Source organism: Candidatus Poriferisocius sp., from assembly GCF_965208475.1.
In the GTDB taxonomy this organism is placed as follows: domain Bacteria; phylum Actinomycetota; class Acidimicrobiia; order Acidimicrobiales; family Bin134; genus Poriferisocius.
Genome location: NZ_OZ242338.1, coordinates 2,158,435 through 2,180,435 on the forward strand (window position 1 = coordinate 2,158,435; position 22,001 = coordinate 2,180,435).

21 protein-coding genes, 1 tRNA gene and 2 pseudogenes are annotated in these 22,001 nt (G+C 63.8%); 17 read left to right on the top strand and 7 right to left on the bottom strand.

The annotated features are described in order from the left end of the window. Window positions 1-111: 111 nt before the first annotated feature. Together ACOGXA_RS10145 and ACOGXA_RS10150 are read right to left on the bottom strand one after the other, a co-directional pair. Complete coding sequence (locus tag ACOGXA_RS10145; RefSeq protein ID WP_419923760.1) at window positions 112-1,164, bottom strand: integrase core domain-containing protein; 1,053 nt, start codon at window positions 1,162-1,164, stop codon at window positions 112-114. Continuing rightward, window positions 1,161-1,490: a helix-turn-helix domain-containing protein gene (locus tag ACOGXA_RS10150; RefSeq protein WP_419923761.1), complete on the bottom strand. Its 330-nt coding sequence runs from the start codon at window positions 1,488-1,490 to the stop codon at window positions 1,161-1,163. Before ACOGXA_RS10150 ends, ACOGXA_RS10145 begins: the two co-directional genes overlap by 4 nt. Before the next feature lie 326 nt (window positions 1,491-1,816). Between ACOGXA_RS10150 and ACOGXA_RS10155 the strand changes: the two genes are divergently transcribed. The 5 genes and pseudogenes from ACOGXA_RS10155 to ACOGXA_RS10175 all read left to right on the top strand — a co-directional run bounded on the left by ACOGXA_RS10155 (window position 1,817) and on the right by ACOGXA_RS10175 (window position 5,096). Continuing rightward, window positions 1,817-2,086 carry a transposase gene (locus tag ACOGXA_RS10155; RefSeq protein ID WP_419923762.1) on the top strand — a complete coding sequence of 90 codons (270 nt, stop codon included), beginning with the start codon at window positions 1,817-1,819 and terminating at the stop codon, window positions 2,084-2,086. Window positions 2,087-2,377: 291 nt separating this feature from the next. Next, window positions 2,378-2,467 (top strand): annotated as a pseudogene (locus ACOGXA_RS10160) (IS3 family transposase); the annotation flags it as partial. Between the two features lie 60 nt (window positions 2,468-2,527). Further along, window positions 2,528-2,776 carry a DDE-type integrase/transposase/recombinase gene (locus ACOGXA_RS10165; RefSeq protein WP_419926968.1) on the top strand — a complete coding sequence of 83 codons (249 nt, stop codon included), beginning with the start codon at window positions 2,528-2,530 and terminating at the stop codon, window positions 2,774-2,776. A gap of 2 nt (window positions 2,777-2,778) precedes the next feature. Next, window positions 2,779-4,233, top strand: a complete 1,455-nt coding sequence (locus ACOGXA_RS10170) for a DNA methyltransferase (protein WP_419923763.1) — start codon at window positions 2,779-2,781, stop codon at window positions 4,231-4,233. Continuing rightward, the gene (locus ACOGXA_RS10175) at window positions 4,233-5,096 is read left to right on the top strand and encodes a DNA methylase (protein WP_419923764.1); all 864 of its coding nucleotides are present in this window, start codon (window positions 4,233-4,235) and stop codon (window positions 5,094-5,096) included. Before ACOGXA_RS10170 ends, ACOGXA_RS10175 begins: the two co-directional genes overlap by 1 nt. A 380-nt stretch (window positions 5,097-5,476) precedes the next feature. On the opposite strand, the gene ACOGXA_RS10180 is transcribed toward ACOGXA_RS10175, so the two are convergent. Then, window positions 5,477-6,628 (bottom strand): tyrosine-type recombinase/integrase, encoded by a 1,152-nt coding sequence (locus ACOGXA_RS10180; RefSeq protein WP_419923765.1) that lies wholly within the window; start codon window positions 6,626-6,628, stop codon window positions 5,477-5,479. A gap of 139 nt (window positions 6,629-6,767) precedes the next feature. Beyond that, a tRNA-Arg gene (locus ACOGXA_RS10185) sits at window positions 6,768-6,842 on the bottom strand. Window positions 6,843-7,157: 315 nt separating this feature from the next. Between ACOGXA_RS10185 and ACOGXA_RS10190 the strand changes: the two genes are divergently transcribed. From ACOGXA_RS10190 to ACOGXA_RS10230, 9 genes and pseudogenes are all read left to right on the top strand, one after another. Further along, a complete protein-coding gene (locus ACOGXA_RS10190; protein ID WP_419923766.1) occupies window positions 7,158-8,486 on the top strand; it encodes an MFS transporter in 1,329 nt (442 codons plus the stop codon). A 62-nt stretch (window positions 8,487-8,548) separates the two neighbouring features. Next, window positions 8,549-9,652 carry a hypothetical protein gene (locus ACOGXA_RS10195; RefSeq protein ID WP_419923767.1) on the top strand — a complete coding sequence of 368 codons (1,104 nt, stop codon included), beginning with the start codon at window positions 8,549-8,551 and terminating at the stop codon, window positions 9,650-9,652. A gap of 9 nt (window positions 9,653-9,661) precedes the next feature. Continuing rightward, the gene (locus ACOGXA_RS10200) at window positions 9,662-10,561 is read left to right on the top strand and encodes a 1,4-dihydroxy-2-naphthoyl-CoA synthase (RefSeq protein ID WP_419923768.1); all 900 of its coding nucleotides are present in this window, start codon (window positions 9,662-9,664) and stop codon (window positions 10,559-10,561) included. A 121-nt stretch (window positions 10,562-10,682) separates the two neighbouring features. Continuing rightward, complete coding sequence (locus ACOGXA_RS10205) at window positions 10,683-11,432, top strand: SDR family NAD(P)-dependent oxidoreductase (RefSeq protein WP_419926969.1); 750 nt, start codon at window positions 10,683-10,685, stop codon at window positions 11,430-11,432. Window positions 11,433-11,489: 57 nt separating this feature from the next. After that, a complete protein-coding gene (locus tag ACOGXA_RS10210) occupies window positions 11,490-11,744 on the top strand; it encodes an antitoxin (RefSeq protein ID WP_419923769.1) in 255 nt (84 codons plus the stop codon). Next, on the top strand, window positions 11,741-12,166 hold the full coding sequence (locus tag ACOGXA_RS10215; RefSeq protein ID WP_419923770.1) for a type II toxin-antitoxin system VapC family toxin: 426 nt from the start codon (window positions 11,741-11,743) through the stop codon (window positions 12,164-12,166). Before ACOGXA_RS10210 ends, ACOGXA_RS10215 begins: the two co-directional genes overlap by 4 nt. Window positions 12,167-12,302: 136 nt before the next feature. Continuing rightward, window positions 12,303-15,509 carry a hypothetical protein gene (locus ACOGXA_RS10220; protein ID WP_419923771.1) on the top strand — a complete coding sequence of 1,069 codons (3,207 nt, stop codon included), beginning with the start codon at window positions 12,303-12,305 and terminating at the stop codon, window positions 15,507-15,509. 35 nt (window positions 15,510-15,544) lie between these two features. Further along, a pseudogene (locus tag ACOGXA_RS10225) lies at window positions 15,545-15,649 on the top strand (type II toxin-antitoxin system VapC family toxin); the annotation flags it as partial. Window positions 15,650-15,790: 141 nt separating this feature from the next. Next, window positions 15,791-18,940 (top strand): Calx-beta domain-containing protein, encoded by a 3,150-nt coding sequence (locus ACOGXA_RS10230; RefSeq protein ID WP_419923772.1) that lies wholly within the window; start codon window positions 15,791-15,793, stop codon window positions 18,938-18,940. On the opposite strand, the gene ACOGXA_RS10235 is transcribed toward ACOGXA_RS10230, so the two are convergent. The 3 genes from ACOGXA_RS10235 to ACOGXA_RS10245 all read right to left on the bottom strand — a co-directional run bounded on the left by ACOGXA_RS10235 (window position 18,930) and on the right by ACOGXA_RS10245 (window position 21,021). Continuing rightward, a complete protein-coding gene (locus ACOGXA_RS10235; protein WP_419923773.1) occupies window positions 18,930-19,094 on the bottom strand; it encodes a hypothetical protein in 165 nt (54 codons plus the stop codon). The genes ACOGXA_RS10230 and ACOGXA_RS10235 overlap by 11 nt on opposite strands. Window positions 19,095-19,118: 24 nt before the next feature. Beyond that, window positions 19,119-20,381, bottom strand: coding sequence for an ATP-binding protein (locus ACOGXA_RS10240; RefSeq protein WP_419923774.1), 1,263 nt, complete (start codon window positions 20,379-20,381; stop codon window positions 19,119-19,121). 118 nt (window positions 20,382-20,499) lie between these two features. After that, window positions 20,500-21,021 carry a superoxide dismutase gene (locus ACOGXA_RS10245; protein WP_419926970.1) on the bottom strand — a complete coding sequence of 174 codons (522 nt, stop codon included), beginning with the start codon at window positions 21,019-21,021 and terminating at the stop codon, window positions 20,500-20,502. Here ACOGXA_RS10245 and ACOGXA_RS10250 point away from each other — a divergent pair. The 3 genes from ACOGXA_RS10250 to ACOGXA_RS10260 all read left to right on the top strand — a co-directional run bounded on the left by ACOGXA_RS10250 (window position 21,012) and on the right by ACOGXA_RS10260 (window position 21,990). Then, window positions 21,012-21,287 carry a hypothetical protein gene (locus ACOGXA_RS10250; protein WP_419923775.1) on the top strand — a complete coding sequence of 92 codons (276 nt, stop codon included), beginning with the start codon at window positions 21,012-21,014 and terminating at the stop codon, window positions 21,285-21,287. The two genes, ACOGXA_RS10245 and ACOGXA_RS10250, sit on opposite strands and share 10 nt — an antisense overlap. A 152-nt stretch (window positions 21,288-21,439) precedes the next feature. Further along, the gene (locus ACOGXA_RS10255; RefSeq protein ID WP_419923776.1) at window positions 21,440-21,709 is read left to right on the top strand and encodes a type II toxin-antitoxin system Phd/YefM family antitoxin; all 270 of its coding nucleotides are present in this window, start codon (window positions 21,440-21,442) and stop codon (window positions 21,707-21,709) included. Continuing rightward, the gene (locus ACOGXA_RS10260; protein ID WP_419923777.1) at window positions 21,706-21,990 is read left to right on the top strand and encodes a type II toxin-antitoxin system RelE family toxin; all 285 of its coding nucleotides are present in this window, start codon (window positions 21,706-21,708) and stop codon (window positions 21,988-21,990) included. The genes ACOGXA_RS10255 and ACOGXA_RS10260 overlap by 4 nt, the downstream gene beginning before the upstream one ends. Window positions 21,991-22,001: the final 11 nt, after the last annotated feature.

The following is a 22,001-nucleotide window of genomic DNA, read 5'->3' on the forward strand; positions in this document are numbered from 1 at the left end:
GTGGGGCCGGCAGGTGAGGTGTTTCTGATTCTTCGCGACTGTTGGGCGTGTTTTTCAAGTCGCTTTGGCGGGTGGTTGGCGGGTGGTTGTTGGTTAGTGTAGCGGTCGGGGTCATTTGTGGCTCCGGTGCCATGTTCGGCGTTTTTGGTCGGCGTCTCGCATTCCTTGTCGGCGGGCGGCTCGGATGGTTTCGCCTCGGCCCTGGTGTTCGTCGTTGGGGGTGACGTAGCCGATGGCTTCGTGGAGGCGGACTTCGTTGTAGTGGGCTCGGATCCGCTCGAGTTCGGCTCTGAGCACTTCGGGTTCGTCTATGTCGTTGAGGTGGGGGTGCTCGTGTTTGGCGTGGCCCCACAGCGACTCGATCCAGGCTTGGTCGGTCGGCGTCGAGGGGCGTCCGAACTGCTGGGCGATGGAGCACAGGGCCATGAACTTGCGGGTGTCGTTGGCGTGCATCTCTGTCCCGTTGTCCGAGATCGCCAGCAGCAGCGGGACCTGGTCGTCGTCGGGGAGCGCTGCTTGGGGGTCGCCGAGGCGGGCCGCCAGCTCCTCGGTGAGGAGCCCCTCGTTTTGCAGCGCTCGGGTGAACAGGATCCGGGCGGCGACGGAGTCGGGGGCGGCGGTGAGGTGCACAGCGATCCATTTGCGGCTGACTACATCGACGATCGCGTAGGCGTGCTTGGCGGCGGTGCAGCGCTGGAACTGGGAGGCGTCCCAGCACCAAAGCTGGTTCGGGCGCCATTGGCACCACTGGGGCCAGGGCGCTTTGGGCCTGGGAGCGGGACGGGGCTCTCCTTTGAGGGCGAGGCCGCGGCGTGCCAGAACGCGGTCCACAGTCGACGGCGACACCCACACCCGCTGTTGGTAGGAGCCCCGGTGGGCGAGCTTGCGGTGCGAGCGGTCTGTGTCGCCCCACTCGTCGAACAGCGCCACGATCTCGTCTTGCTCCCAGTCCAAGATCCCGTGCACCGGACTGCCCCCGGGAGCGCGGTCGTCGAGGCGGCCGCCGGCCCGGCGCCGGTTCCAGCGCCACACCCGGGACCGGTCGATCTCCAGCACGCCGCAGACCCGGCCCAGCGTCCACCCCGCCGACACCGCGTCGTCGACCAGGCCCAACAGGGCCGCTTTAGCGGCCCCGTCGACGCGGGCGGGGATCGGGCCGCTCATCCCCAACGCGATTTTCCCCGCAGCGCCGCCAGCTCGACCGCCTGCTCGACGACCGTGGCCTGCAGCCGCTCCACCTCGGCGCGCAGCGCGGCGGCCTCCGACGCCTCCGCGGGCGTTTTGCGAGCCCGCCCGGGCTTCGACGACTGCAACGCGGCAACAGCCCCGTCGCGGGCCACCGCCCGCAACCGGGCGATCACCGACCGGTCCACCCCCGCCTCCGCCGCCGCGTCGGACTGGGTGAGCTGCCCCGACAGCATCCTCACCCACAAGTCGTACTTCTGCTCCGCAGACAAAACCCGCTTCGGTTTCCTCGGAACTGCACTCATCGCTGATAGCCTCCAAAATCAAGGCCAACAACCCTGCCACATGCGGCCTGAAAAAACCGGGAAACCGTCGCGCGAAATCAGACGCAACACATGGTCTGGGCTGGAGTGGTTCGGGGCCAGGCGGCAGGCCTTGTCGAGTTGCGGGCGGGTTGCGGCCGCTGTGGAGGGCTGGTCGCGACCGGTTTTGGCGGCCCGCGACCGGTCTGGCGACTGGTTTCGAGGGCTTGCGACCGGTTGCGACCGGTGTGGTGTTGCATGATGGCTGGCATGAGCGGGGGCTATTGAGCATCCTCCCTTTGGCCGGTCACCTTGATTAGGAGGTATCTATGTCATTGGTGGAAAAGGAGGGGCCGCCGGGCAGGTCTAGGCGGCGTTTCACCAAGGAGTTCGAGGCTGATTCGGTGGCGTTGGTGTTGGACGGGGACCGGCCGAGCGCCCGTGTGGCCCATGATCTGTGCATCGGGGCGACGAGTCTAGGGAACTGGGTCCGCCAGGCCCGGATCGACCGCGGGGAGAAACCGGAGTTGACGACGGAGGAGCGATCTGAACTGGTGCGGTTGCGCCGGGAGAACTCGAAGCTGCGAACGGGGGCGTGAACTGCCATGCGAGCGACGGCCTATTGGGTGCACGAGTCGGGCCACCGGCCCGCTATAGGTGGGTCGCTGCCCGGAGGGCCGATGGGTTCTCGACCACAGCCGCGTGCCGGGCAGCCGGCGTGAGCCGCCAGGCGTTCTACGACTGGGCCGCTCGCCAGGAGGCGGGGCCCTCCCCCAGCCGAGCTGGCCGAGGCCGAGGTGGTCGCCGAGATACGCCGTGTCCACGCCGACTCCGGAGGGGCCCACGGCTCGCCCGGGGTGACCGCGGAGTTGGGCCGCCGCGGCCGGCGGGTGACCGCGGAGTTGGGCCGCCGCGGCCGGCGGGTGAACCCCAAGCGGGTCTGTGGGCTCATGAGACACCACGGCATCTGCGGCATCCATAAACGGCGCAAGCCCCGCTGGAAGGGGCCACGAGGCGTCGAACGGGCTCCTAGGGACCTGGTGCGCCGCGGCTTCCGCCCCGGGCGACCCGACGCGGTGCGGGCCGGCGACATCCCCACCGCCCAGGGAAGGCTGCACCTCGCCGTCGTGTCAGACGTCGGATCCAGGAGGGCGGTCGGGTACTCGATGGCCGTCAACATGGCGGTCCGGCAGGTCGTCGACGCCCTCGACACTGCCGCCGCATCCAGAAGCGGCCGCACTGCCGGGGTGATATTCCACTCCGACAAGGGTCTGAGCATCAGGCTCTGAGCGTGCTCCACGAGGTAGTGGTGGAGCACCCGGATGGCGGCCTAGCTATTATCGACCCGGTCATCGACCGCGACCCTGAGAACGAGGAGTTCGCCCAGCTTCGAAATGGGTATGCATATCCAAGTGTCACCCAGGTGCTTAGAATGTCCCATATGTCGATGACACAGCCTCGACTCTTCGAATCAGCATCTCCAAGTGGGCCTCTTCGGAGCAACGCCCCGACTTTCGTGAACAATATGACGCTTCCTGTTCACAGATGGTTCCGATTTAGTGCCGGCTATTCTGCGGAATGGGTTGTGAACTCTATTAGCGACTTCTTGACCTGCGCAGGGCAGAGTAAAGCTGTTATTCTCGACCCATTTGCAGGCAGTGGGACTACTTTACTTGCATCCTCGGCTCTTGGTTGTGACAGCTTTGGGTGGGAGGCACAAGATTTCATATTTCGAGTTGCAGACGCCAAGGTCCAGTGTAGTGATGCCGATCCAGAAATGATCTTGCAGTCCGCACACTCTGTAATCGAAGCATCTAAGAATACCGGGGCGAACAGGTGTAATGATCAGGAACCAAAACTGTTACAGAAATGCTATTCCGAAGAAACGCTGGCCGAATTACGGGGACTCCAGGAGGCACTCAATGGAGCCACCATAGATATGGATGATTCCACTTGGAAGCTCTTATGGTTGGCGTTGGTCAGTACACTTCGACCAGCAAGTCATGTCGGTACAGCACAATGGCAGTATGTTCTTCCCAACAAGAAGAAAATCAACACTGTAGGCCCCTCAGAAGGCTTCATGCAGAAGGCCAGAATGATCGCTGGGGACATTTCGGTCATTAGGAGCAAGCTGAGCGGCAATATGAGCATCTTGCAACATGACGCTCGGCAACCATCTAAGGTGCCTAAAGACTCAATAGATATAGTGGTTACATCTCCACCATATGCAAATAATTATGACTATGCGGATGCCACGCGCTTGGAAATGACATTCTTGGGCGAGGTAGCCGCTTACTCAGATTTAAAGAGAGTGAGAGAACCCCTTATCCACGCTTGCAGCCAACATATGGTTGGCTACGATGCATCTGCAGCTATCGAAGATCCTCTTCTTACTCCAATAGTTGACAGACTAGGGCCAATATACGAAGAATTATCTTCTGTTCGGAGCACACGCGGTGGCAAGAAGGCGTATCACGCGATGGTAGTTGCCTATTTTCTCGACATGGCCAGAGTTTGGCAATACTTAAGGGCGGCAGTTAGGCCGGGAGGAAAGGCATTATTTGTAGTGGGGGATTCAGCACCCTATGGGGTTCATACTCCCGTAGACGAACTTCATGGAGAGTTAGCAGTGGCTGCCGGTTTTGAGTCATATAGGTTCACAAAAACGAGAGATAGAAACATTAAGTGGAAAAACCGTAAGCATCGAGTGCCCTTGAAGGAAGGCGTCTTGGAGGTACAGGGTTAGTGGCACAATCCCCGGCACATACATGGGGCCAAGCTATCGGCAACGTCATAGAGAGAGGTGTTGAGCCACTTCTTCAGTCCGTGGCCAACGAATATTCTTTGTACCTTGACCAGAAAGGGCCGAGGGCAGCTCGTAAGGGTAAGAAAGTAACGTGGACCGACAAATATGGCAACACTCATGATCTAGATTTTGTTCTTGAGCGAAGAGGCACTGATCATTCTAGAGGAGACCCTGCTGGCTTCATTGAGGTGGCATGGAGACGCTACACAAAGCACTCTCGCAATAAAGCTCAAGAGATCCAAGGAGCAGTTCTACCCCTCGCTGAGACATACGCAGTTCACAGACCTTTTCTTGGAGCAGTGATCTCAGGAGAGTTTACTGAAGGTGCATTGGAACAGTTGTCCTCGTTGGGATTTCACATTCTGTACTTTGACTACGAATCGGTGCTGGCAGCTTTTGAGAGTGTGGGAATTGACGCTAGAACAGAAGAAAGCACCCCAGTTCCGGAACTACGAGAAAAAATTGATGCTTGGCAGGGTCTTACTGAAGATGAGAAGGACTCCGTATCGGAGAATCTGTTTGACATATGCTCAGACAAGGTTGCGGAATTTATAGTGGCTATGAGGCTATCGTTTGGAAGGGCGATTCAGCAGATCAGAATTTTGCCGTTATTTGGATCTTCAATTGACTTTTTGCTTATTGATGAGGCACAACACTTTCTGATGGATTCAAGCAAATTCAATATTCCTGGCAGTCTGGCTCGAATTGAAGTCGAAGTAATATATTCAAATGGCGATTCGCTTACAGGCAAATTCAACGATCCAGATGCTGCCTCATCATTCCTTGAGACCATTGCGAGATAGGAAAGTGTGCCTTTAAGCATTGCTATAGAGGGACTTGGGGCTTATATCCAAAGATGGCAAGCTGCCGTAAGCTACTTCGTAGACTTCCAACCTCGCGACACCTTGGCGAAAACCATCTTCCATCTACCTGCGTCGAAATGGGTCTCTGGCATCGGCCTCTGCCGATATTGGATAAGACCTCACCGCCCTTCCGAAGGGGCGGCTGAGTGTCCTCCTTGGGCCGGTCACCTCGATCAGGAGGTAAGAATATGTCACTGATGGAGCAGGAGAGGCCGCCTGGCGGAGCTAACAACCTCCGTGGGCACTACATGCGTGTCATCGTTTGGGTGGCAGCACCGGCGGGGATGGCTCTGCTAGCGGCAGCTGATGGCCAGCTGGGCTCAGGTTGTCTGCAGGTACGCGGCCCATTGGCCCATGAGGTTGCGGCGTTTGGTGTAGGCGTCGCCTCGGATGTAAGCCTGTTGGGTTGAGTCTCCGAGGGTGTGGGCGAGTGCGGCTTCGGCGACTGCCCAGGGGGTGTCGGTCTGCTCCAGTGCCCATGTTCTGAAGCTGGCTCTGAATCCGTGGACGGTGGCCCGCTCGGCCAGGCCTGCGTCGCGAAGGATTTTCGTGAGCGTCATGTCCGACAGGGGGCGGCCCGGCCTGAGGGGGGAGGGGAACACCAAATCGGAGCCGTCGTGGTTGTCCTTGGCACGGTCCAACACGTCGAGGGCGGCGTCGCTGAGGGGCACCCGGTGCTCGGTCGCGGCCTTCATCTTGTCGGCGGGGATGCGCCACTCGCGGGCGGCGAAGTCGATCTCGGACCATGAGGCGTTGCGGGCCTCGCCGGAGCGGGCCGCGGTCAACACCGCGAAGCGCAGGCACAGCTTGGCCGACGCCGACGCGCCGGTGCGGTCCACCACGCCGAGCGCGTCGGCCACCTCGCCATAGGGCAGGGAGCGGAAGTGGGCCTTGACCCGCGGCATGGGCGGCAGTGCGCCGTCGATGGCCTCGCCGGCCGCGTTCACGGCGACATAGCCGTGGGCCTGGCACCAGCGCAACACGGTGCGGATCCTCTGGCGGACCTTGCGTGCCGTCTCGGTGCGGGTCGTCCAGATCGGCTCCACGCACCCCAAGACGTCGGACTGGGTGATGCGGTCCACGGCCATGTCGCCGATGGCCGCAAAAGCGTGGTTCTCCAGCGACGCCCACCACAAAGTAGCGGTCCGCTCGTTGCGCCACCTTGCCCTGTTCGCCTCCCACACGATCCTCGCCGCCTCGCGAAACGTCGGCACGTCGCAGCGGCGCCTGTCGGCGAGCGGGTCGCGCCCGTCGGCGGCGGCCGCGCGGTGCTCGTGCGCTTTGCGGCGGGCGTCGGCCAGGCCCACCGCGGGCCAGCCGCCCAAGCCGATCTCGCGGCGGCGCCCGTCCACCGTCAGGCGCAGAACCCAGCACCTCGACCCCGATTTGTACACCCGCAAGAATAATCCGCGCCCGTCGTGGTGCTTTCCCACACCGGCATTTTTCACTTCCACAGCGGTCAAAAGCGACATTCCCATCCCCCACTTTTTCGGGGATAGCCCGGTAATTGCTGAGAACAGCCTACCACTCCAAACTGACTGAAACGGTCGCTACACTGGGAAAACAGGGACCAACTGGGACCATCGAGCAACTGCTGAGAACACCCGGAAGCGCCCACGGCAGGATTCGAACCTGCGACCTTGGACTTAGGAGGTCCCTGCTCTGTCCTGGCTGAGCTACGTGGGCAGTGTCAGCGAGCATCTTTGCCCGCAGTGGTTTGAATGTTGAAGTCTAGGTGGCTGGGAAGGCAGGAACGACCGGCAATACGTTCAGCAACCAGCCTTCTACTCCATCAGGGCACGGGTCTCGGAGACGATCTTGTCGGCGGTGGGCAATAGCTGCTTCTCCAGGTCGGCGTTGAAGGGTATGTGGCAGTGGGGGGTGGTCACCCGCTCGATGAGGACCTAGCGGAGATCATCGCCCACCCGGCAGCGCTGAACGACTGAAATCCACCGCGTTTTCCGGTTGGAAATCGGGAGCGCGTCGGTAGGCTGACACGCAGTGGCCGAGAACGCCGTCGGGTGGCTTGAGAAGGACGACGGTGGAGTCGTAGGCGGTCCCCTAATCGAGGCTGGTCCCACGGGACACGGCCTGGGCGCAGCCCGAGCCCTGCTGGTGGGAATGCTGTTCATCCAGGTGGGCGGCGGCCTCCAGGGAGTGCTGCTCGGCGTGCGAACCGAGTCGGAGGGATTCGGCCTCGCGGTCAGCGGCATCGTCATGGCCAGCTTCTTCTTCGGGTTCTTGATCGGGACGCGCCTGGCCGAGCACTTTCTGGCCGCGGTGGGCCACATCCGGGTGTTCGCCGCGTTGGCCTCGATGGCCTCCGGCGTGTCGATTCTGCATCTGCTGTGGATCAATCCCGCCGCCTGGGCTTTGCTGCGGATGCTGTTCGGGCTGTGCATCGCCGGTGTGTTGGTGGTGGTGGAGTCGTGGCTCAACGACATGGCCACCAACACCACACGGGGGCGCCTTTTGTCGATGTACATGGTGTCGTCGATGGGCGGGCTCACGCTCGGCCAGTTGTTGCTCAACGGAGGCGACCCCGAGGGTTTCGAGTTGTTCGTGATCTCCTCGGTGCTCATCTCCGCCGCGCTGGTTCCCATCACGCTGTCGGCTACCAGTGCTCCCCCGCTGACCGTGCCCGAGCCGCTGTCGCTGCGCCAGCTCATCACCCTGGCCCCCACCGGGGTGGTCACCGCCTTCTGCGCCGGCATCAGCCACGGCGCGCTGCTGGGGGTGGGCGCGGTGTACGCCGCTTACGAGGGACTGCCCACGAGCAGGATCGCGCTGTTCCTGGTGGCGGCCACCGCCGGGGCCATCGCCTTCCAGTGGCCCATAGGGTCGCTCTCCGATCGGGTGTCGCGTCGAGCAGTGATCTTCGCTGCCGCCGCCGCGGCTGCGGCCATCGCCGGGACCCTGCCGTTGGTCGAGCCGGGATCGGCGTCGTCTCTGGTGCTCGTTTTCTGCTTCGGCGGCACCACTTTCCCGCTCTATTCACTGGCCATTGCCCTTACTGGCGACTGGGTGCCTTCGTCGCAGTTGAACGGCGCCAGCGCCGCGTTGGTGAGAACGGCCGGGGTGGGGTCGATAATCGGACCGGTGGCCGGCGGGGTGGTCATGTCTTTGACCGCTCCATGGACCTTCTTCCTGGTGCTGGTGGGGGCCCACGCGGTGATCGTGGCCTATACCGGGTGGCGGATCGCGGCCCGAGACGGCGTCCCGATTTCGGAGCAGGGCGAATGCCTGCCGTGGCCCACGCGGGCGTCGGCTATGGCCGTGAACTTGCTGCGCCGCCCGCCGATACCCCTCAGGAAAAACGGGCGACCGTAACTCGTCCCTCGACTCTGCCCCCATATATAGCTACTCTCTGTAACTTTAGATATACTACATGTATGTCCACTGTTGCGATGGATGCTGAGGCGTCCTTTGATCTGGCCATTGATTATCTGGCTGCCGCCGATGAGATCGACTTTCGGCGCCAGCGGTGGACCGCGGTGGTCGATGAGGTGGACTACTGGCTAGGGGGAGAGCAATATCCAGTGGGCCAGTCGTTGGGAGGGATCAGCCAGCAGCTCAGGGTCGACTCCGAAGACATCTCCCAGCGTGCTCAGATGATCCTGCTGGGCCCCGAGGGACTGAACCTGGCGCTGTGGGCCATCGAGGTGCTGCGGGACATTCCCGAGGCGTGGGGCGGCGACGACATCGTGTCGCGGGGCGACTTGGAGTCGTTCGCCACCCGGACCGACGACCTGGGGGAGGCCGCCCGCATTCTGCTCACCAACGGCAGCCTGCTCGCCATGCTGGACACGGCCAAGAACAACCGCGACTACCTGTCTGATCCCATCGAGGGATTCCAGGCCAGCGGCGGCGACGGCCGGATCAGTCTCGACGATCTCGACGCCTTCGAGGCCAAGATGTCGGCCTACACCACCCTTTTGCCCTACTTGGCCGCTATCGACACCGCGGCTGAGGGCGACCCGGCCAAGGCCGACCAGTTCTTGTCCAAGGCCGACTTTGAGGCCATCGCCGCCGACGAGAGCCTGCCCCCAGAGGTAAGGCAAGCCGCTGCCGCGGTGATCGCCCACGGCGCCTACCACCGCAAAGACGGCTTCGGTTGGGACGATGTTGGGTTCTGGGCCATGGAGGCGGCCGGAGTATTGCCGGTGGTGGGCGAGATCGTGGACACCACCCGGGCGCTGTATGCGCTCTCTCAGGGAGATTGGAAATCGGCTCTGATGTTCGCCGCCAGAGTGGCCATGCCCCTGGGGACGGGCAAGACCCTGTCCGCGGCCCGTGCTTTGACGGAGATGGGGCGCCGCCGTGCCTTCAAGGAGATGCAGTACTACACCATCAGCCACTCGGCGCAGAAGGCCCGCAAGAAGGTGAGCAAGACCGTGCGGAACAAGACCGCCGGCAAGGCCAAGGAGGCCTATGACGACTGGCGAGAAGACGCGCCCGCCGGCTTCGAATACCTCACCCCGAGACCGCACTCGTAGTCTTGTCCCATGGTCTCGGAGCTGTTCGACGCCGAGCGGTGGAAGCCGGTGGAGGGGTTCGAGTTGACCGACGTGACCTACCACCGGGCCGTCGACCAGGCCACGGTGCGGATCGCCTTCGACCGCCCCGAGGTGCGCAACGCCTTTAGGCCCCACACGGTGGACGAGCTGTATCGCACCCTGGACCACGCCCGCATGACCCCCGACGTGGGCACAGTGCTGCTCACCGGCAACGGGCCTTCGCCGACCGACGGCGGCTGGGCGTTCAGCTCGGGCGGCGACCAGCGCATCCGAGGCGCCGACGGCTACCAGTACGCCAGCGGCGACACCGCCGACACGGTGGACGGCGCCCGCACCGGGCGCCTGCACATATTGGAGGTGCAGCGGCTCATCCGGTTCATGCCCAAGGTGGTGATCGCGGTGGTGCCGGGCTGGGCGGCCGGAGGCGGCCACAGCCTGCACGTGATCAGCGACATGACGCTGGCGTCGGCCGAGCACGCCCGCTTCAAGCAGACCGACGCCGACGTGGCCAGCTTCGACGGCGGCTTCGGCTCGGCCTACCTGGCCCGCCAGGTGGGCCAGAAGCGGGCTAGGGAGGTGTTCTTCGTGGGCAAGGCCTACACCGCGGCCGAGGCCTACGAGATGGGCATGGTCAACGCGGTAGTGCCCCACGCCGAGCTGGAGCAGACCGCCCTGGAGTGGGCCGCAGCGGTGAACGCCAAGAGCCCCACCGCCCAGCGCATGCTGAAGTTCGCCTTCAACCTGATCGACGACGGCCTGGTGGGCCAGCAGGTGTTCGCCGGAGAGGCCACCCGGCTGGCCTACGGCACCGACGAGGCCGCCGAGGGCCGGGACTCTTTCCTTGAGAAGCGCGACGCTGACTTTTCGAAGTTCCCGTACCACTTCTAGTTCCGGTTCTGGCTCGAGGCCTGGTTAGGGTGCGGCCATGGCCGACTCCCCCGCTGCCGATCCCTCCACCGACCCAAAGTTCGCCCCCCGTCCCGACTCCACTTCGCTCGACGCCGCCCAAATGTTCGACCTGTCGGACCGGGTGGCCATCGTCACCGGGGGCAGCCGGGGCATCGGACTGTCTTTCGCCCACGGCTTCGCCGCCCAGGGGGCCACGGTGGTGGTGGCCAGCCGCAAGGCCGACGCCTGCGAGTTAGCGGTGGCCGAGATCGCCGAGGCCGGCGGCAAGGCCCTAGCGGTGCCTACCCACATGGGCGACCTCGACAGCGTTAACCGCCTGGTTGACGCCACCGTGGAGCACTACGGTCAGATCGACATCGTGGTGAACAACGCGGCCAACCCGCTGGGCCTGCCCATGGAGCACATCACCCCTGAAGCATGGGAAAAGTCGTTCACCGTGAACCTGCGGGGGCCGTTCTTCTTGTTCCAGCGCTGCCTGCCGGCGCTGCTGGAATCCGACCACGCCTCGGTCATCAACGTGATCTCGGTGGGGGCCTACATCCCGGCGGCCGACACCTCCATGTACAGCGCAGCCAAGGCCGGCTTGTTGTCGTTCACAAGGTCAATGGCCGGGGTGTACTCGCCTCAGGGGATCCGGGTGAACGCCATCGCCCCCGGCACGGTAGACACCACCATGACCCGCAACACCGGCCCCGAGGCCATGGCCCGCATGTCCGACCTCAGCCAAATCGGCCGCATAGGCCACCCCGACGAGCTAGTCGGCGCCGCCCTCCTGCTCGCATCCGACGCCGGCAGCTACATCACCGGCCAATGCATCATCATCGACGGCGGCTTCATCCCCGCGAGGTAGGAGCACGTCGCCAGTATGACAGCTAAGCATCAATATTTATTGTGCTATGCTGTCACAATGAGGACGACGGTGACGCTTGACTCTGACACGGAGCAAATTGTGCGCCGACGAATGAAGGATCGTCGGATCTCATTCAAGCAGGCGCTCAACGACCTCATCAGGGAGGGAAGGAACAGCATCCGAGGGTCACAGGAGTTTCAAACTTCGACATCGGCAATGGGCCAACCCACGGTCAACCTCGACAAGGCGCTACAGCTAGTCGGCGAACTTGAGGACGACGAGCTAGCGCGAAGGATGCAAACCAGGTCGTGAAATTGGTTGACGCCAATGTGCTGCTCTATGCGGTGAACGAGGACGCGCCTCGTCATCACGAGGCTCGGGCATGGCTGGACGGAGCGCTTTCCGGTGGGGCAACAGTGGCGTTCTCCTGGATAGTTCTGCTGGCCTTCGCTCGCTTGTCTACCCAGGCAAACCTCTTCCCCTCTCCCTTATCCCTAGCCGACGCGCTAGACCAAGTAGAGGCCTGGCTGTCTCAGCCGTCTGCCGCCATAGTTGAGCCCACCGCACGTCACCTCGTACTGGTGCGTGAACTGTTAGTTCCCTTCGGCGGTGGAGGCAATCTTGTCAACGATGCCCATCTCGCCGCGCTGGCGATCGAACACCACTCCCAAATCGTGTCCTATGACCACGACTTTTCGCGCTTCCCCGACGTGCGATGGGAAACGCCGGCCTGAGCGAGGCCCGAGATTGCGTCCTGCGATCCGACGGCGCGAATTAGCCGGGCTCCGTGCATGACTAGTACGGTTCAGGCACAGGCCAAAATACGCTGACGGTGGGTCGGCATGGCCATCTAGCAACGAGTGGTGTGAAATGCAGAACCGGGTTAATGCCCTCCCCTGCCCTCGGAGCCGTCGGGCGGTGTTCGGTGCCCTCCTCGCGCTGCTGACCGCGGCGTCGGCGGCGGTCGCGGTGCAGCCGGCCGCGGCACATGACACTTCCCCCCAGCGGGTGGGGTTGTACATGAGCGGCGGCTCCAACAGATTGGTGAGCGAGGGCAGCTCGTTCACCGTCACGGCCGAGCGCACCAGAGGCGGTAACCACAGCTCGCACACGGGGACCGCGCTGATCGTTCCGATCCAGTTCAGCCCAGCGGGAGGCGTAGCGGCGGGCCGTTCGGCGTCGGCTGCCGACCTGATGTTTCCGGCGTCCATCACCATTCCCGCCGGTGCGACGACCGCCTCGGTCACCGTTCAGGTTGTCGACGACAACATCGCGGAAGAGTTCGAGCGGGCCGCGATCGTGCTCGGGCACCTGCCGAGCGGGTGGCATCCGGCGCCGCATCGACTTCCACCCACCCGCAACCCTGACCCAGACGATCCCGGCAGCCCAGGTGTGTACTTCGACATCGCGCCCAGCGACGTTGCCGACATCGGCCGCCTGCGGTTCCGGGTGTGTGAGAGGGCGGACAACAGTTGTCCGGTGGGCGGCGACGACGGCTGGGTCGAGACCACGACCCCATCGCTGACCCTGCAAGAAGGCGGTCCTCCGAAGTCGTACCAGTACCGGCTGACCCCGGCGCTCACTGCGTTCCGTGAGGTTGAAGTGTCACCCGGCCATTCGAAAATCCCTACGAATGGAATTTCTGTCGACCGCGATCGGCTGATCTGCGTGGGCACCGCCGATCACTCAGTACCTCCCCTGAGCACTCTCACTGTGCTGCCCGGCGACGTACCGTCGCAGTGCCCGCATCGGCCGAGGTCCTACGGCGGGGATCAGATCGACACATGGCGCACGGTGACCTATCGCGCCGGCTCGGACGCGGACTCCTCGGACCACAGCGTGACGGTGCGGCACCGGACGCTGGCCCGGATTACTGGCCATCCATATGCGGGCCACTACTACCAGGACCCCTCCGGCGAGAGGTGGCCGGTGCGGCTCAACATTATCGATGACGACCGCCCGGACCAGGATGTGGAGTTCAACGGCAACGGCAGCGGTTGGATTGCGATGAACGACGGCGGAGGAGTGGATTCAGCGCTGCCTGACGTGCTCGTCCCGGGCCAGACGTATTCATTTCAGGTGCGGCTGCGGGACCGAACCTCAAGCGCCCAGCGGGATGGGACGCACTTCATCAAGCTGCGTTCCCATTCGCATCCCAGAGATGTGACAATGTCGATGGTTTGGGATACCGGGGCCGAGGACGCCCAGTGGTACCAGCGTTTGGACTTCCGCTTCAACTCGACTTGGTTGCGGACGTACACGGTTCGCGTGCATGTCGCGGCCGACGCTGCGGCGGGCAACGTGATGTTCGAGGAATACACCGATCCCGGTTTCTGGAGCCGAGCAGCCGATCTTGGCAGTCAGAATCACCGTCACCACTTCTACGGGGCCGTGGCGCGCATCGAGCCCCACGCTGCGGACCGCCATAGGGCCCACAACGCACCGGTCGACAATGCTCCGCTGATAGCGGAAGTCAACGGGCACATCACCAATTTCACGAGTTCGGGTAATACGGTTGCCGTCCGCGACTGGAATCTGATCCTGGATCGGCTCGAAGGCCGGCCAGGCATGCGCGACAGTGACATCCAGCTGTGGTACAACAGGGCGCGCTTCCATAACTGGCAGGACGCCATCACGACGCTGCCGAAGGTGCAGACGGCGTTGGCCGCGGCCGAACAGCCGGTCAGCGACTCCGACGATGGGCCGATCCTTGACTCCGACGATGCGCCGATCAGCGACTCGAACGATGCGCCAATGGGTGACTCCAACGATGTTCGGCTAGACGAGGCGGCTCTGATTGCGGAGGTGAATGCGCATATTGCGGATTTCACGAGCCGGAATCATGCGAACGGTGTCCGTGATTGGAATCTGATTTTGGATCGGCTCGAGGGCCGCACGGGTATGAGCGACGCGGACATCGCTGTGTGGCTCGAGCGGGCGGTCCGCCATGGCTGGCAGGACGGCGTCACGACGTTGCCGAAGGTGCAGGCGATGTTGGCGGCGCCGCAGCCGGTCGTTGTGCCGGAGGTGAACATCACCGGTTCTGTCGGCGGCACGGAGGGTTCTGACGTGTCGTTCACGGCGAGCGCGGTTCCGCCGCCGACTGCCGATCTGGCGGTGAGCGTGACAGTGTCGGCTTTGGGCGACTTCGGGGTGTCGTCTGGTGCGCATACGGTGACGATCCCGGCGGGGCAGTCGTCTGCGACGCTGACGCTGTCGACCTCTGATGACTCGGTTGACGAGCCTGACGGTTCGGTGACGTTGACGTTGAACAGCGGCGGCGGTTACACCGTTGGTTCGTTGTCGTCGCAGTCGGTGCAGGTGCTCGACGACGACGACCCGCAGCAGGTGGCCGCGCCGGTGGTGAGCGTCACCGCTGGCGCCGGTGTGGCTGAGGGCGGTTCTGCGTCGTTCACGGTGAGCGCCGATGCTGCGCCGGCTGCGGACCTGCCCGTGAGCGTCACGGTCGCGGCGTCGGGCGATTACGGCGTCACCACGGGCTCTCGAACGGTGACGATCGCCGCGGGCACGACCAGCAAGGCCATCTCGGTGGCGACGTCCGATGACTCGGTCGACGAGGCTGACGGCTCGGTGACGGTGACGGTGGCCGACGGCGCCGACTACGACGTGGGCACCGCCACGGCGACGGTCAGCGTCGACGACGACGACCCGCCACCGGAGAACGTGCCCGACACCGATGATGTCCCCGATCAGAACTCCGTCGACCCCAATCAACCGGTGGAGGTGCCCGACACCAACCAGGTGCCCGCGGACAGCGATGCGTGTACCGGCAAGCCGACCGTGGCCGCGGCCGACGCGACCGCCCCACGCGGCGACGACCTCGAGTTCGTCATCAGCCTCGACTGCACATACAGCAGCGATGTCGACGTGTACTACACCATTGCCCATGGCCTCACCTACGCCGACGGAGGCTCAGTGACGATCAGCAGCGGCGACACCACCGCAACAGTGCTGGCCCCGACCATCGGCGCCAGCGATGTGGGCCTGTACTTGGTCTGGGTCACCGAGGTCACGAACCCATCTGGAATCTGGGCATATGGCACCATCACCGACTAACGCTCCTGCGTCTTCCCCACGATGCAAACCAGGTCGTGAAGTTGGTTGACGCCAATGTGCTGCCCTATGCGGTGAATGAGGACGCTCCTCGTCATCACGAGGCTCGGCCATGGCTGGACGGAGCGCTTTCCGGTTCTGACGGCGCGCATTTGCCGGGCTTCCGTACATGACTAGTAAGATTTGGGCACAGGCCACAACAAGCCGGCGGCGGGTCGGCATGGCCGTCTAGAAAGTGTTGGTGTGAAATGCAGAATCGAGTTGATTCCCCCTTGGATGCAGGCGTGAGAACCCGACGGCGCGCTGTGTTCGGCGTTCTCGTCGCGTTATTGACAGTGGCGTTGGCGGCGGCGGTCGCAGTTCAGCCGGCCGCGGCCCAGATATCGGAGAGTGACATTCAGCGGGTGGGGTTGTGGTTGAACGTTGGCCGCAACGCACTGGTGAGTGAGGGAACGACGATCACGGTCACCGCCAAACTGAAGAAGGCGAACAACACGGGGAAGGCGCTGAGCATCCCGATCCGTCATGTCCCAGCAGACGGTGTGTCGGCAGGCTGGTCGGTGTCGGCCGACGATCTGAATATGCCGTCGTCCATCAGCATTGCGAACGGTGCGAAAACCGGCTTAGTCTCTGTCACGATCGTCGACGACGCCGCTCGGGAGGAGTTCGAACGGGGCATCATCGAAATGGGCCAATTGCCGCGTGACGTCTATAAGGCCCTGCCCAGCCAGAACCTCGGCAGTCGGTCTTTGTACTTCTGGATCCGGCCCAGCGACCATTCCGACCTCGGCCGCATGATGTTCCGAGTGTGCACGGCCGCGAACAATGCGTGCCCGGTGGACGGCGACACCGGCTGGGTCGCGACCACGACCCCGTCGTTGACCCTGACCGAGGGCGGCAGTGCGCAGTCGTATCAGTACAAGTTCACTCGGCCGGACACTCGATACCACGAGTTGGAAGTGCTTGCTCGCAGCGGTGGGCGGTTCTTCGAGGGGAACGCTGACCGTGACCGGCTCACTTGTGTGACCAGCGCCGATCACGCGCGATTCCCCTCGGGGTCCACGACGTTTGCAGTGTTCGGCTCTGACTCTCCGAGCTACTGTCCCCATCTGAGGAACGTCGTGAGCTGGGACGAACTCGAAACGTGGCAGACGGTGACCTTCCAAGCCGGCCACGATTCTGACACCTCGGACCACCGCAGGACGGTGAGGCACCAGATACTGGCCAGGATTACCGGCCATCCCCATCAGGGCCACTTCTTCCAGGACCCCTCCGGCGAGCAGTGGCCGGTGGCGATCACCATTACCGATGACGACGCCCCGGACCAAGACGTGCAGTTCTCCGCTGGCCCCAACGGCTCGACCTGGATAAACATGAACGACGGCGGAGGAGTGGATACAGCGCTGCCTGACGAGCTCGTTCCGGGTGAGACGTATTCGTTTCGCGTGCGGCTGAAGGATCGAACCCTTCCGGCCGATCAAACGCACATCCTCACTCTGCGTTCCGAGTCGCATTGGCGGGATGTGAAGATGTCGCTGATTTGGAACAACGGGGCTGAGGACGCCCAGTGGTTCCAGCGTTTGGACTTCAAGACCAGCTCCAAACGCAATCGGGTGTACACGGTTCGCGTGCATGTCGCAGCCGACGCTGCGGCGGGCAACGTGGTGTTCGACGAGTACACGCCGCCCGGGTTCTGGAGCCGAGCAGCCGAGCCGAGCACTCAGTGGAACCGTCACTACCAGCGGTCAACCGTGGCGCGCATCGGGCCCGACTCCGACGATGGGCCGATCCTTGACTCCGACGATGCGCCGATGGGCGACTCGAACGATGCTCCGCTTGACGAAGCGGCCCTGATCGCGGAAGTCAACGCGCACATCACCGATTTCACGAACCGGAATCATGCGAACGGGATCCGTGATTGGAATCTGATTTTGGATCGGCTTGAGGGCCGGACGGGGATGAGCGACGCGGATATCGCGGTGTGGCTTGAGAGGTCGGTCAGACATGGCTGGCAGGACGGCGTCACGACGCTGCCGAAGGTGCAGGCGTTTTTGGCGGCCCCGCAGCCGGTGAGTGTGCCGGAGGTGAATATCACCGGTTCTGTTGGCGGCACGGAGGGTTCTGGTGTGTCGTTCACGGTGAGCGCGGTTCCGCCGCCTGCTGCCGATCTGGCGGTGAGCGCGGCGGTGTCGGCTTTGGGCGACTTCGGCGTACAGACGGGTGCGCATACGGTGACGATCCCCGCAGGGCAGTCTTCCAAGACGCTGACGCTTACCACGCTGGACGACTCGGTCGACGAGGCCGACGGCTCGGTGACGCTGACGCTCAACAGCGACAGCAGCGGCGGTTACACGGTGGGTTCGAGCTCGTCGCAGTCGGTGCAGGTGCTCGACGATGACGACGCGCCGCTGGTGGCCGCGCCGGTGGTGAGCGTCAGCGCCGGCGCCGGTGTGGTTGAGGGCGGTTCTGCGTCGTTCACGGTGAGCGCCGATGCTGCGCCGGCTGCGGACCTGCCGGTGAGCGTCACGGTTGGGGCGTCGGGCGATTACGGCGTCGTGACGGGCTCACAGACGGTGACGATCGCCGCGGGCACGACCAGCAAGGTCCTGTCGGTGGCGACGTCTGATGACTCGGTCGACGAGGCTGACGGCTCGGTGTCGGTGACGGTTGCTGACGGCGCCGATTACGACGTCGGCACCGCGTCGGCGACGGTCAGCGTCGCCGACGACGACGACCCGCCCCCGCCGGTGGTCAGCGTCACCGCTGGGGCTGGTGTTACTGAGGGCGGTTCTGCGTCGTTCACGCTCGCGGCGGCGCCGCCGCCGGCGAGTCCGATCTCGGTCAGTGTGACGGTCGCCGCGTCGGGCGATTTCGGAGCGGTGACGGGTTCGCGGACGATCAGCATCGGCAGCGGCGGTTCTGCGACGGTCAGCGTCGCGACATCCGACGACTCGGTCGACGAGGCCGACGGGTCGGTGTCAGTGACGGTGGCCGACGGCGCCGATTACGACGTGGGCACTGCTTCGGCGACGGTCAGCGTCGCCGACGACGACGACCCGCCGCCGGTGCAGGACGTGCCCGACACCGACGACATCGCGGACACCGACCAGGTGCCCGCGGACAGCGATGCGTGTACCGGCAAGCCGACCGTGGCCGCGGCCGACGCGACCGCCCCACGCGGCGACGACCTCGAGTTCGTCATCAGCCTCGACTGCGCCCACACCAGCGACGTCGTCGTCCACTACTCGGTAACACACGACGGCCGCCTCTACATAGAAGGCGCAGGCACAGCGACCATCAACAGCGGCCACACCACAACCACCGTCACCATGCCCACCACCGGCGCCACCAACGAGGTCGGCATATACCTCGCCTACGTCACCGAAGTCACCAACCCCTGGGGAATCTGGGCGTACGGCACCATCACCGGCTGACGGCCAACAGCACGTGCTCCTGTGGTGCGTGCCGAAGGCTCTCCTCGGTCAGCACGTTCACGAACAGGGCGCTGCGAGCTTCGGCGGTCAGGCTCGCCTCTTCGGGCGACCACTCGTAGTCGGGCCCGAAATCCTCGCCCCGGCTCCACGGCACGAGCGTGTGGGGATGCCATTCCTTTCAGGGACCTAGGAGTGCAGCGGGAATGACGCCGATGCCGTCAGGTCGGCGGTATGCGTGCGGTCCGGTGGTGATAACGGCCGCGTCGAGCAGCCTCGCGCCGATTCGATCGCGGAGCCACGTCAGGTGCCCGATGTCGTGATCATCGACCGATGAGGTCAGCTTGACTTCGAGCGCCACGATGGCACCATCATCGCGTTCGATGATCACGTCGACCTCATGCTGGCCGCCTTGTGTGCGCATGTGGGAAACCCGGGCCCCTGCCGCTTGAGCGTAGGTGCGGGCCGAGAGCGTGACGAGGGATTCGAAGAGCGCTCCGAGGAACGGCCCGTCGCCGCTCCAAGAACGGCGAGCTGCGAGCAGGCCGTCGACGTCGACGCCGACGAGACGTGCCGCGAGCGCGGGATCGGCCATCTGGTGCACCGGTGCTGAACCCAAGGCCCGCAGGCGGTTGCGAGTGGGCATCCACGCCGGGACCGGTTCGATCATCCAGAGGTTCTCGAGAGCGGCCCGGTACGGGCCGACAGTGGTGCGTGCCGGTTTGTCGTTCTCGCCGAGCGTGGCAGCGTCGCGAATCTTCTCGAACGATGCGGTGGTAGAGGTCGCTGCGGCATAGGCGGTCATCCAGCCGCGAAGCTGGCCCCGGTCGCGAAACGTCCTGCCGAAACCGTGAATGTCGTGCTCGATGATGCGGTCGATGTAGCCATCGAGGAGGCCGCGCCTGACGCGAGGTCCCTGGGTACGGATACCGGGGAATCCTGAGGCGGTGATCTCGTGTGCGTACTGCTCCACCCCAATCAAGGTGCTGCCCCCAAGCTCCTGCCGATCGCCGGTGAGCAGTGCCTCGAGGCTGACCGTCGGTGTCTCGATGCCGCGCTCCGCCAGTGACATCGGCCGCATCCGCACCGTGATGATCCTGCCGGCGCCGGTATGGGTGGGCATCTCCGCCGGTGCCGCCGAGCCGGTAAGCAAGTATCGGGACTCCGACGCATTTGTGTCCACGGCTCGTCGCACCAAGTCCCAGGCACCGGGGAGTCGCTGCCATTCGTCAATGAGCACAGGAGGTGTGCCTTCGACGACGCGTCTCGGGGCTGATCGCAGCACAGCGAGCTGATCGGGGTCGTCGAGTCGGTGAACCGTCACCGCACGGCGCAGTGCCGTTTCGGTCTTGCCGACCGCACGCGGGCCTTCGATCGACATGGCGGACGCGGCCGACAGCTCGTCGAGTTCGACGTCGACGACCCGATGGAGATACTCGGCCATGAGTCGTAATACTACAATTACTACGGCACTAATGATACAATTACCACTATATTTATGCTGCAATTCCGCGCATTCGCACAGCCGAGCAAGCTGGCCGGCACTTGACGGGTTCGGTGGGCTACGCGTGGGCGTGCAGGGCGGCTGCGTAGTTGGCCGAGGCGAATTCCCAGTTGGCCAGGTGCTCGACATCGGTCTGGACGATGCGAAGCGCGCCGGGCCCGGCGCCGGCCGCAGCCGTGTCGAACACCAGCCAGCCCCAACCTGAGGCGAAATTGCCCACCGCTGCGGCCGCGAACTCGTCGCGGAGGGCGTCCACGCTGCCGAAGCTCGCTGCCAGTGCGGCTGCGAGGTCGCCGTCTGGCTCGCCGCCGCCGCCCGGCGACATCGAGCGCCAGTAGAAGTCGTGGTTCCAGGCCTGCGCCGCGGCGTTGAACAGCTTGCTGCCACGGTCGCCGGGGCCCAATGAGCGCACGAGCGCTTCCAGCGAGACATCGGCGTGCGCAGTGTCGGCCGTCAGCTCGTTCGCCGTCTCGACGTAGGCGGCGTGGTGCTTGCCGTAGTGGAAGCTGATCGTGCGCTCGCTGATGTGGGGCGCCAGCGGACGGCGATGCGTGCACCGGCAAGCCGACCGTGTCCGCAGCCGACGCGACCGCCCAGCGAGGCGACGACCTCGAGTTCGTCATCAGCCTCGACTGCACATACAGCAGCGATGTCGACGTGTACTACACCATTGCACATGGCCTCACCTACGCCGACGGAGGCACAGTGACGATCAGCAGCGGCGACACCACCGCAACAGTGCGGGCCCCGACCATCGGCGCCAGCGATGTGGGCCTGTACTTGGTCTGGGTCACCGAAGTCACGAACCCATCTGGAATCTGGGCGTACGGCACGATCACCGACTAACGCATATTCGCCGACGGCGGCTTCACCCCGCGAGGTAGAGCTAACGTGACAATTTGCAAGTACTACCTTCAATTTGTGCAGATCTGAAGAGAGTGCGACTTTTAACGGAAGTGGGGGTTGTCCCAGCTCAAAAGTGTGGCACAATAGTGGCCATGTCGACTGAATCGCTGCGGACCGTGCGGGATCGCTTCTCTGATTTCGTTGAGAGGGTTCATGGCCAACATGAACGCATTGTCATAACCCGCAATGGAATGCCTGCCGCGGTGCTAATGAGTCCGGAAGACCTCGAATCGCTGGAGGAAACGCTGGCAATCCTGGCCGACCCAGACGCATTGGAAGGGATCGCTCAGGCCGAGCGTGAGGTTCTTAAGGGCGACGTTGTTCGCGGCGAGGAGGCCCTCAGAGCGCTTCGGTCGCTGTGAATGCGGAACGGTACCGGATAACGGTCTCTCGCTCCGCGGCCACCGCGATCGCCGAGCAGCTTCCAGAATCTGTCGCTTCAGCTGCAATCGAGTTGATTTCAGGCCCTTTGGCTGAGACGCCCCGTAGAGTCGCAACGCCACTACGAGGCGATCTTGAGGGATTGTGGGCCGCGCGTCGTGGCACGTTTCGAGTTGTGTTCCGGATCGACGAAGGTCGCAGAGAGATCGTGGTGCTGCGGGTGGCTCACCGCCGACACGCATACCGGTCCTTCGGGAACTGAAACGCTGGCTT

Coding starts and splice junctions, on each gene's coding strand:
- ACOGXA_RS10145 (WP_419923760.1), bottom strand. CDS start 1,164: ATGAGCGGCCCGATCCCCGCCCGCGTCGACGGGGCCGCTAAAGCGGCC.
- ACOGXA_RS10150 (WP_419923761.1), bottom strand. CDS start 1,490: ATGAGTGCAGTTCCGAGGAAACCGAAGCGGGTTTTGTCTGCGGAGCAG.
- ACOGXA_RS10155 (WP_419923762.1), top strand. CDS start 1,817: ATGTCATTGGTGGAAAAGGAGGGGCCGCCGGGCAGGTCTAGGCGGCGT.
- ACOGXA_RS10180 (WP_419923765.1), bottom strand. CDS start 6,628: ATGTCGCTTTTGACCGCTGTGGAAGTGAAAAATGCCGGTGTGGGAAAG.
- ACOGXA_RS10195 (WP_419923767.1), top strand. CDS start 8,549: ATGTCCACTGTTGCGATGGATGCTGAGGCGTCCTTTGATCTGGCCATT.
- ACOGXA_RS10200 (WP_419923768.1), top strand. CDS start 9,662: ATGGTCTCGGAGCTGTTCGACGCCGAGCGGTGGAAGCCGGTGGAGGGG.
- ACOGXA_RS10205 (WP_419926969.1), top strand. CDS start 10,683: ATGTTCGACCTGTCGGACCGGGTGGCCATCGTCACCGGGGGCAGCCGG.
- ACOGXA_RS10210 (WP_419923769.1), top strand. CDS start 11,490: ATGAGGACGACGGTGACGCTTGACTCTGACACGGAGCAAATTGTGCGC.
- ACOGXA_RS10220 (WP_419923771.1), top strand. CDS start 12,303: ATGCAGAACCGGGTTAATGCCCTCCCCTGCCCTCGGAGCCGTCGGGCG.
- ACOGXA_RS10240 (WP_419923774.1), bottom strand. CDS start 20,381: ATGGCCGAGTATCTCCATCGGGTCGTCGACGTCGAACTCGACGAGCTG.
- ACOGXA_RS10255 (WP_419923776.1), top strand. CDS start 21,440: ATGTCGACTGAATCGCTGCGGACCGTGCGGGATCGCTTCTCTGATTTC.